Consider the following 9400-nt stretch of genomic DNA (forward strand, 5'->3'; position numbering starts at 1 on the left):
TTTTGTAGGCGAGGAGGTCCGGCTGCCGGCCGAGCCTGAAATGGCGCACACCCGCCGCGCGGAGCGCCGCCACCTCCTCCGCGATCCCCTCGGTGCTCCGGTAGCGCGGGAGCCCGTAGAAGGGCTCGGTGCAGAACGAGCACCCCCCGACCGTCGCCCGGGAGCACCCGGTTGCGGTCTCGAGCTCGCACACCACGTACGGGAACGCCGGGTGCTGCGCCACGATCCCGGCGCCCGCCACGCACCAGGGGTCGGTCAGGGAGTAGTCGCCCGCTCCGGCTGGCTCGCCGCCCGAGAGCCAGGCATCCAGCGCGACCGCGGGCGACCCCGAGAGCGTGACGTCGAAGCCGGCAATAGCCTGCCGGATCGCTTTCTTCCCGCCCCCGTGAGCGTAGCCGAAGGCGATCGGCCCGCCGATCGCGGTGGTCGGCTGCCGGAGCAGGATCCCGAGCTGCTGGATCTCCGTCAGGGTCGCGGGCTTCCCACCGATGTAGGCGCCGGGCACGGTCAGGCCGGCGATCATCACCACGAGATCGCCGCGGCCGGGGCGGGCGGCGAGGGAGGGGTCGGCCCGGACCTGGTCGATGGTGACGTAGCGGGGAGCGTAGCCGTGCCCGGCGAGGACTCCGGCGACCTCACGGATGTAGGGGGAGATGTAGGGGGCGACGCCGAGGCATGCGGGCTCGTCGACATAGCCGTCGATGATGAGGGCGCTAGAGGTCATACCCGATCAGGCGGAGGAGTTCCCCCGCCCAGTAGAGTTTTCCCCGCTTGAGGGGATCGACGTTTTTGTCGGCAAGGTCGAACCCGACGATCCAGATTCGCGCCGCCCCGAGTTCGTCGGCGGCAAAGACCGCCCGGTCGCCGTCGGTGAACCCGCCGAAGTTGTGGACGTGCGCGAGCGGTGCCGCCTGGGTGGTCGCGACGAGCGGCCCCGTGATACGCGGGACCCAGTGGCGGAGGAGCGGGACGTTGTCGCCGTGGGCGTGCACGACCATCACCGTCCCCTGCTCCGAGAGGTCGATGAAGACGTCCGTTGCCCCGTCGAGGTCGGTGAAGACCGCATCCGGCCGGATCCCGTGGTCCGCAAGCACCTCCGCCGCCGCATCGGCGGCAAGCACAGTCCCCTCGATCCGGTCGAGCTCCTCCGGGAGAGAGGGGGCGTTCCCGCAGACCGTTACGGTCCTGTCCCGGATGAGCGCTTCGAGCAGCCCGACGTCGTCCCGGTCCGCGAGATCCGCGAGCAGCCGGGCGGCAGCCTCGTCCTCCTCGCGCTCAAACCCAAAATACTCTAAAATTGCAGTGTAGTGAGGCTCCCAGTCCGCGAACCTCATTGTTTATCCTCGTTGTCCAGGCCGACGATGCTGGCGAACCTTTTCAGGATCGGGTCGATGATGAGATCGAGCAGGTCCTCCTTCTCCTTCACCATGGAGAAGTAACTGAGCGGTATCATGGCTGCGGCCATCGTGGCGTGCCCGCCCGCCTCACCGATAGGGCCGAAGGCCTCGGCCATCACGTTCCCGAGGTGGAGCCTGATATCCTTGTTCCGGGCGGAGATGACGATATTCTGGTCGCTGATACCGTAGACCAGCGCCGTGTTGACGCCTTCGAGATGGATCAGCATGTCGGCCGCCTGCGGGAGAGCGTCGCGGTTCCTGATGTAGCCGACGTTGGAGAAGAGGTAGCCGCTCTTGACCCGCCGGTTCCGGATGGCGTTCCCGATGATCTCGACCGTCTCCTGCGATATGGAGGGAGACGTGATCTTGTCGAGGAGATCTGAGTCGGTCAGGGGAAGGAGGAACGCCGCGTAGTTGAGGTCCTGCGGGGTGACGTTCCTCTTAAAGTCCCTGGTGTCGGCCCTGATGCCGTAGAGAAGTGCGGTGGCCACCGATTTGTTCACCGGGATGTCGAGCTCCATCAGGTACTGGGTCATGATGCTCGCCGTGGCGCCGACCCCCGGCCGGATGTCGACGAAGTCCGCGACGGTGGAGGGATGCTCGCCGTTCTTGTGATGGTCGATGATGATGTTGACCCGGGTGGACCTGGGGAGTTCGTTGTTCACGCCGGGTCCGGACGAGTCGACCAGGGCGATGTAGTTGCACTCCTCAAGGATCTGGGGGGTGAGCCGCTCCATCTTGATCTCGAGGAGGTTGATGAACGCCCGGTTCTCCTGGTGCCCGATATCCCCCTCGTAGAGGATGCGGCAGTTGAGTTTGTTGCGGCTCGCGTGCCGCGCGATCATCGAAAGCGCCATGGCGCTCGAGATCGAGTCGGGATCGGGGTTTAAGTGGGTGACGATGCAGAGCGTCCCCTCCCAGGCGGCAAGCATATCGTAGAGCCGCAGGGCGAGCCTTGACGAGTGGAGCTTCCTGATGTGGTGGATGGCAGTTCTCGCAACCACCTCCTGCGGGTAGAGGACGATGTCGGCGCCTTCCTGCTGGAGAAGGTCGACGCTGACCGGGTCGGTGGCGCGTGCGATGACGTAAGTCGCCGGGTATCGGGTCTTGACGGTCTTGAGCGCGGCGAGATTGGCATCCCGGTCGTTGGCGAGGATGAACGCGACCTCCGGTACGGGCAACCCTTCCATGAGGTCCGGGTCACGGATGTCGCGAACGAGCGCCTCGTACTTCTGGTCCCGGAGATCCTCCACCCGCTTCTCGTCCTTATCGAGGATGATGAGATCTTCGTTCTCCTGCTCGAGCTCCTCTGCGACGTTATAGCCGGTGCTCCCGCAGCCAAGAATGATGTATTTGATACGTTCCTTCGAAACGTTCTGGACCGCCTCGGGCATGCGTACAATGGTGTAACTTCTCATGGTATTAAGGGATTCCATTTCGGCGATTTTCGGGAGGGTTCCACAAGATTTATACCCGTTCCCATGCTATACTATTAGGTCAGATACATGGGCCTGTAGCTTAGTTCGGCAGAGCGACGGACTCTTAATCCGTAGGCCAAGGGTTCAAATCCCTTCAGGCCCGTCGAACACCCGATTCTTTCCATCCTTTGCACCCGAGATCGATCCTTCGGTTACGTTCGGTTCGCGCGATCCTTCATCCACAGAGCGGTTTCTCCATCGCGGACCGGACACCCGGCCGTCCGGTCAACCCCCGCCGGCCTCCGCCCGCGCCGGGGTTTCTCACGGGAGCCCGGTTGCTGCGACGGGAACGGGATCGTGAAGGCACATACATGCCGCTGCTATATAAATTCTGCCCCGGCGGAAACCCCACAAGAGCGCTATGCAGGGAGGAGGACCCCGGGGACTCCCCTTTCCGCACCCTCTCACGCAGGTACGGCGGCAGGGTCAAAAAAAGAGGTTTGCGGATACGCCACGTTTTGCAGGCGCAATCGACCGGGCGACTATACCTGACCCTTCTGGACGAGGTCGTCGAGGATCTTCTTAATGTCGATCCAGAGGATGAGCCCGGATCCACGCTGTGACCTGGCATCGCCCGGTTTCCGGTCGTCCTCATCCTTCGTGAGTTTGATGATCCCCTTGACGAAGGCGTGGACCCCGGAAGAGATCCCCTCGTCCATCAACTCGATATCCTCCTCGGCCACCTGGATGACGCTGTGCACGTCGTCCACGATTATGCCGAGGTTCGACCCCCCGGCCGCCTCGGCGACCAGGACGATGATCTTCTGGCTGCTCCCCGATTCTCCCGGGATCCGGATCAATCGTTTCAGGTCGACGACAGTGGTGATCTCGCCCCGGAGATTCATGATCCCGGCGATGTAGTCCTGCGCCCGGGGGATGTGGGTGATGGGCATCATCTCCACAATCTCCCGGGCGAGCTGGATATCCATCGCGTACAGTTCCCGCCCCAGCCCGAACTCGACGACGTCGATCATGCTCCGGCCTCACTGGAACCTGAACACTGCGACCCGCTCGCGGAGCTGATGGGCCATCCGCTGGATCTCGTTCGCGGCGCTGGCGACCTCCTCGGTCGAGGCGGACGATTCCTCGGCGAGCGCGGCGAGGCTCTCCGTCCCCCTCTCTGTCTCCTGGATCAGGGAGAAGACCGCCTCGACGCTCGTCGTGACCTCATTCGCCGCGGCGGCCTGGTTCTCGGTCGCCCGGGAGATGTCAGCGATGCCGCCGACGGAGGTGTTGACGTCGGCGACCATCTTGTTGAGGGCCGCGATGGTCTTGTTCACGCTCTCGATCCCGCTGAGGATCTCGGTGTGCGCTCCCCGCATCGCCTCGGCGGTCTTCCCGCTGCTTGCGGTCACCCCGCCGATGACCTCCTCGATCTGCCGGGTCGCGCTCTTCGATTCCCCGGCAAGGTTCCTGACCTCGCCCGCGACGACCGCAAACCCGCGCCCGTGCTCCCCGGCCCGGGCGGCCTCGATCGCTGCGTTGAGCGCGAGAAGGTTCGTCTGGTTCGCGATATCGGTGATCAACTTCACGATATGGCCGATATCCTGCATCTTCGCGTTCAGGTTCGTGATCTCCGTGACGGCCTGTTCGGAGATCCGCTGCACCGCCTGCATCTTCACTCCGGCCTCGTTCCCGAGCCCGACGGCCGATTCCCCGGCCTTCGCGACGTTCATGGAGAGATCTCTGACTTCCTGGGCGGTGCTTGCAATCTCTTCCACCGCCGCGGAGAGGTCCCCGATCTCCTTGGTTACCCGGTCAAGCTGCCGGATCTGCTCTTTTGCGCCGTCAGATGTCTTCTGAGCGGTGTTCGCCACCTGCTGGGATGCCTGGGCGATCTCATCGGCACCTTTCCCGGCATCGGTGACGACGTGTTCGAGAGCATCTGCCTGTTCGAGAATCTGCCGGAAGAACTCTCCCTGGGACTTTATCGCCGCATTCAGGTCTTTTTTGATCTCTTCCAGCGGGTCGTCCAGATAGGTGGGCGCCGGCCGCGTCATGTCGCCGCCGGCAATCGCGGTGAGGGTTTCCGCGACCTCTCCGATGCTCTTCTGGAGCTTCAGTTCAAGGGTCCGCCCTTCCGTGATGTCGTTGTAGACCGTGAGCACGTTCGCAATATTACCCCTTTCATCGATGAGCGGGATATTGTAGCGCTCGAGGATCCGGACGCCTGCCGGGAACTCGACGGTGACCTCGCCCTTGCTCGGCTTCCCGCTCTTCAGGGTATCGGCGGCACCTTCTCCCGACTGGCTGATGTACTTGAAGTCCCGTCCGGTGAGGCGTGCGGACTGCTCCCTCGTGTAGCCGGTCACCCGATGGAACGCCTTGTTGAGTGTTTTTATGGTCATGTCGGCGCCCCAGAGGATGATGGGCATCGGGTTCTCCTGGACGATAGCATCGGCCTGCTGCCGGAGCGCCTCCATCCGCTCAATCTGCCGTTTCTGGTCGGTGATGTCCTTGTAGACGCTCATCACGCTCTCGACGTTGCCGGCCCCGTCAGGGAGCGGGACGTTGTAGCGGACAAACGAGAAGGTACCGGTCGGGAGTGTGACATTTATCTCGCCGGATACCGTCTGATTCGTCCTGAAGACCTCCATAAGTTCCTGGCCCGACCTGTCGCCGTCGAGCTCGAAGTCCTTGATGGTCATGGACTCGGCTTTCTTTCGGTCGTAGCCGGTCATCTGCAGGAACGCCTTGTTCACCGTCGTTACGCGCAGGTTCCCGTCCCAGATGATGGTAGGCATCGGGTTCTCCTGCAGGATGACCTCCGCCAGCCGCCGGTTCTCCTCCACCGTGGTTGAGACGGGGCTGCCTGATTCCAGTTCACCGTTAATCATAGGTTTACCTCCTGTGCGACATCATACTCTCTGCAGACTCCGCCGGGCCGGCGAGGGACACCTGGGGTGTCGTGCCGGCCCCCCACTATGCAGCGGATCAGATCCCCCAATTTTCGTCGCTAATGCAAGGTTATCCCCTCTTTACCCCTTAAAATGACTCTTATGCCATGCACACTTGCTATGCATTTACGCAACACTTATATATTGCTTATTGTATGACCATACATCATGGTCACCTCCCATGGTCGACAGACAGACAGAGAATAACCTTGCAGGGATACTCGGGATTTTACAGGAGCACCCGGGCGGGCTGAGCATCAGCGATATCGCAACCCTCCTCACGATGAACCGGAACTCCGTCTCGAAATACCTCGCGATCCTGCAGCGGCAGGGATCGGTCGACATGCGGCTGGTCGGCGCGGCAAAGGTTTACTGCCCGAGCCGTCGCCTGCCGGTCACGGCCGTCCACCGGTTCTGCTCCCCAAACCTCATCGTCGTCGATCACAACCTGGAGGTCCTGGAGGTATCCGGCACGCTCGCGGGCATCCTCGGGGCTACGCCCGGGGCTCTCATCGGCCATCCGGTCCTGCCGCTGTTTCCAGGCATCTCCTCTTCCGATGATGTAACTTCCCTGCTCAGGAGGGCGCTCTGGGGAGAAGAGGGGACTTTCCGGTGGAGCCCCGGCTCTCGCAGGGGTGCCGCCTCCTACCGTGTCTCCCTGATACCCACCGTACTCGAGACCGGCCGGCCCGCGGTCTCGCTCGTCCTGGAGAAGGTCCTGGAGGATGGCGATCCCGGAGAAGAGCGCCTGCTTGAGGCGTTGCGGCAGGAGGCGCTCCGGGAAGACCGGGCCGAGGGGATCGTCCGTGTCTCGCCGGACGGGCGTGCCAGCTGGGCCGATGAGGTCTACTGCCGGATGACAGGGACGAACCGGGGCGACCTCGTCGGGCGGCAGTTCCGCCCGCCGCTTGTCGAGGAGGAGAGAGCGGCGTGGAAGAACTTTGTCCGGGGCATCACGCCCGATAACCCGTCGGCGACGCTCGGCTGCAGGATGGTCACGCCTGATGGGGAGGTCCGCTGGTACCGGTGGCGGGGCCGGGCGCTCTGCAGTCCCGACGGAACAATACTCGAGTACCAGTACCTCTGTTCCGATAGCCACGAGTTCAGGGTGATCGAGGAGACCCTGCGCCGGCAACTACAGGCCCTTGAACAGGAGGCACACGACCGGGAGGGCGCGCTCAGGGAGAGTGAAGAGCGGTTCAGGAGAATATTCGAGGATTCCCCCATCGGGATCGCGGTCTGCGATAGCGCCGGGGCACTGCTCCATGCCAACCGTGCCTGCCTCGAACTCTTCGGGATCGCCCGTCTCGACGATGTACGGGGGATCAACCTCCTGCAGGTCTGCAGGGCGCTCGATGCCTGCGAGATGCAGGCACCAGGAGATGCGGTGACCCCGCTGGATTGCCGGTTCGACTTTGACAGGGTTCGCAGCCGGGATCTCCTCCCGACGACACGAACCGGGATCATCCACGTCGGGGGCGTCGTCAGCCCGCTCAGGTCGCCGGACGACGGGGGCCCGGATGGCTGCCTCATCCAGGTACACGATGTCACCGGCCGCGTTCTCGCGGAGGGAGCGCTCCGGGAGTCCCATGACCGGCTGGCCGGCATCGTACGACACCTGCCCGACGCCATGTTTGCAATCGACCGCGGGGGAGTCGTCACTGCCTGGAACCTGGCAATGGAGGAGTTGACCGGGATCACCGCAGAGGAGATCCTTGGCAAGGGAAACCATGATTATGCCCTCCCGTTTTACGGGAAGAGGACAGCCATGCTCGTGGATAAGGTCCTGAACCCTGATGTAGCGCTCCGGAACCGGTACCGCTTCATCACCTACGCCGAGTGGGGCGAGATCGTCGCAGAGTCCGTCATCCCGCCGCCGGGCGGCGGTTTTCCATGGGTCTGGTGGGTGAAGGCCGGCCCCCTCTACGACAACCGGGGGGAGATTGTCGGCGCCATCGAGTCGATCCGGGACATCACCGGAGAGCGGCGGGCGGAGAGATTCCAGAAATGGGAGAGGATATTTATGGATGAGACCGGCGAAACCCCCCGATGAGGCGCTTCCGGGTGCACTACCGCCGGAGGGGGCCGACCCCGCACTTACCGCCCGATCTTCAGGAGCATCTCCTCAAGCGTCGGGTAATGCGACTCGATCCGCTCGATCGTCGCGCCGTCGGCCGCAAGCGCCGCGGTCGTCCGGTTCAGCTCCTCGACGGAACGCGCCTCGGCAAGGTACCGGCCGTCGGAGGCCGCATAATCGACCGCTGGCGCGAACGCCGCCGGGTCGGGAACCCGGAAGAAGACCTGGTAGGTGAGCGACCCGAAGGTCTCCCGGAGTTCGGGCATGGTGCCGTTCGCCACCACTTTCCCCCGGCGCAGGATCAGGACGAGGTCGCAGGCTTCCTCCACCTGGAAGAGGTTGTGGGCGGAGAATATCACCGTCTTGCCCCGGTCGCGCAGGCCCTTGACGTAGTCGAGCACCGACCGCGAGGTCATGGGGTCGAGGCCGGAGGTGGGCTCGTCGTAAATGAGCAGCCCCGGGTCGTGCATCAGCGACCGCGCGATCGCAACCTTCCGCTTCATCCCCTTCGAGAGTTCCCCGATCTTCTTCCCGTCCGCATCGAGCGCGAGCGAATCGAGGAGTTCGTCGCGCCGCTCCCGGATGGCTGCCTTCGGAAGATCGTAGATCTCGCCGAAGAACGCGAGATACGCATCCGTGGTCATCGTCTCGTAGAGGCGCGACTCTTCGGGGAGGTACCCCAGGTTCCGTTTCAGGTCGAGCGGCCTTCTGACAACGTCAACCCCATCGACGACGAGGCTGCCTGCCGTCGGCGAGATAAGGCCGGCCATGATCTTCAAGAGCGTCGTCTTGCCGGCGCCGTTATGCCCGATCACCCCGAGTATTCGTGCATCGTCGAGATCGAAGGTAACGCCGTCCAGAGCAGGGAAGTCGCCGTAGTGCTTGACTAGAGAGCGGGCCGTGATCATCTGGTACCCCCTATGTCTCCGATGCCTACTAATAGGTTGCTGCACAGAGATATGGTTCTCCGACGTTTTCAGGGATTATCATGAGTCTTGCCTCCTCCATCCGGACGATTGCCGTCTGGGAGATGAACCGGTCGATGACCACGATGGGAAGAAACGTCCTCCCCCTCGCGGCAGGGCTGCTCGTCCTCCTGGTGCTGGTGACGGCGTTTGCCGCCCAGAGCGGTGTCCATATGCAGGACGGCATGTATCGCATCGGCATCGACGACCCCGATGTCGTCCGGATTGTCGCCCCTGACAGCCGCTTTGCCGCCTACCTCGACAACGGTCCGGCCCTCTGGGAGAACCGGTTCGCATACGACATCGTCATCCGAAACGGCGAGGTTTACGCCGCCGATACGGATAAAGGGCGGGCGGCGTTAAAAACCCTGGAACGAGACTACGAGAGCTACGTCTCCCGCGTGGCCGCCGGAGAGCCCGATCTCTTCGCCGCCTACCCGCTCTGGATCGATCTTCAGTACGTGAAGAGCGAGATCGACTTCCTGGCGACCCAGAGCGGGCAGCAGGTCGGCACCCCGGCGAATGCCGGGGTCCCCCCCCCCCCCCCCCCCCCCCGGGGGGGGGGGGGCCCCCCCCCCCCGCCCCC

6 protein-coding genes, 1 tRNA gene and 2 pseudogenes are annotated in these 9400 nt (G+C 63.6%); 3 read left to right on the forward strand and 6 right to left on the reverse strand.

Annotated elements, in window-relative coordinates; all coding sequences use genetic code 11:
- The 3 genes and pseudogenes from BRA62_RS00385 to BRA62_RS00395 all read right to left on the reverse strand — a co-directional run.
- Positions 1–724 (reverse strand): annotated as a pseudogene (locus tag BRA62_RS00385) (radical SAM protein); the annotation flags it as partial.
- Entirely contained in the window at positions 714–1334 is a 621-nt protein-coding gene (locus tag BRA62_RS00390) for a 6-hydroxymethylpterin diphosphokinase MptE-like protein (RefSeq protein ID WP_292364054.1), read from the reverse strand. The pseudogene BRA62_RS00385 and the gene BRA62_RS00390, both read right to left, overlap by 11 nt.
- The gene (locus BRA62_RS00395; protein ID WP_292364056.1) at positions 1331–2791 is read right to left on the reverse strand and encodes a DHH family phosphoesterase; all 1461 of its coding nucleotides are present in this window, start codon (positions 2789–2791) and stop codon (positions 1331–1333) included. The genes BRA62_RS00390 and BRA62_RS00395 overlap by 4 nt, the downstream gene beginning before the upstream one ends.
- 113 nt (positions 2792–2904) lie before the next feature.
- Between BRA62_RS00395 and BRA62_RS00400 the strand changes: the two genes are divergently transcribed.
- A tRNA-Lys gene (locus BRA62_RS00400) sits at positions 2905–2978 on the forward strand.
- A gap of 379 nt (positions 2979–3357) precedes the next feature.
- Here BRA62_RS00400 and BRA62_RS00405 read toward each other — a convergent pair.
- A complete protein-coding gene (locus tag BRA62_RS00405; RefSeq protein WP_292364057.1) occupies positions 3358–3849 on the reverse strand; it encodes a chemotaxis protein CheW in 492 nt (163 codons plus the stop codon).
- Positions 3850–3858: 9 nt separating this feature from the next.
- Positions 3859–5712: a methyl-accepting chemotaxis protein gene (locus tag BRA62_RS00410; protein WP_292364059.1), complete on the reverse strand. Its 1854-nt coding sequence runs from the start codon at positions 5710–5712 to the stop codon at positions 3859–3861.
- Positions 5713–5953: 241 nt separating this feature from the next.
- Here BRA62_RS00410 and BRA62_RS00415 point away from each other — a divergent pair, with 241 nt between their 5' ends.
- Complete coding sequence (locus BRA62_RS00415) at positions 5954–7825, forward strand: PAS domain S-box protein (protein ID WP_292364061.1); 1872 nt, start codon at positions 5954–5956, stop codon at positions 7823–7825.
- A gap of 44 nt (positions 7826–7869) precedes the next feature.
- Here BRA62_RS00415 and BRA62_RS00420 read toward each other — a convergent pair whose 3' ends face one another.
- A complete protein-coding gene (locus BRA62_RS00420) occupies positions 7870–8757 on the reverse strand; it encodes an ABC transporter ATP-binding protein (RefSeq protein WP_292364062.1) in 888 nt (295 codons plus the stop codon).
- Between the two features lie 80 nt (positions 8758–8837).
- Between BRA62_RS00420 and BRA62_RS00425 the strand changes: the two are divergent.
- Positions 8838–9400, forward strand: a pseudogene (locus BRA62_RS00425) (PrsW family intramembrane metalloprotease); the annotation flags it as partial.

The sequence above is a fragment of the Methanoculleus sp. UBA208 genome (assembly GCF_002498065.1).
Taxonomy (GTDB): Archaea; Halobacteriota; Methanomicrobia; order Methanomicrobiales; family Methanoculleaceae; genus Methanoculleus.

Bases quoted from the DNA above. Each gene is read 5' to 3' on its own strand.
- BRA62_RS00390 (WP_292364054.1), bottom strand. From the start codon at position 1,334: ATGAGGTTCGCGGACTGGGAGCCTCACTACACTGCAATTTTAGAGTAT.
- BRA62_RS00395 (WP_292364056.1), bottom strand. From the start codon at position 2,791: ATGCCCGAGGCGGTCCAGAACGTTTCGAAGGAACGTATCAAATACATC.
- BRA62_RS00405 (WP_292364057.1), bottom strand. From the start codon at position 3,849: ATGATCGACGTCGTCGAGTTCGGGCTGGGGCGGGAACTGTACGCGATG.
- BRA62_RS00410 (WP_292364059.1), bottom strand. From the start codon at position 5,712: ATGATTAACGGTGAACTGGAATCAGGCAGCCCCGTCTCAACCACGGTG.
- BRA62_RS00415 (WP_292364061.1), top strand. From the start codon at position 5,954: ATGGTCGACAGACAGACAGAGAATAACCTTGCAGGGATACTCGGGATT.
- BRA62_RS00420 (WP_292364062.1), bottom strand. From the start codon at position 8,757: ATGATCACGGCCCGCTCTCTAGTCAAGCACTACGGCGACTTCCCTGCT.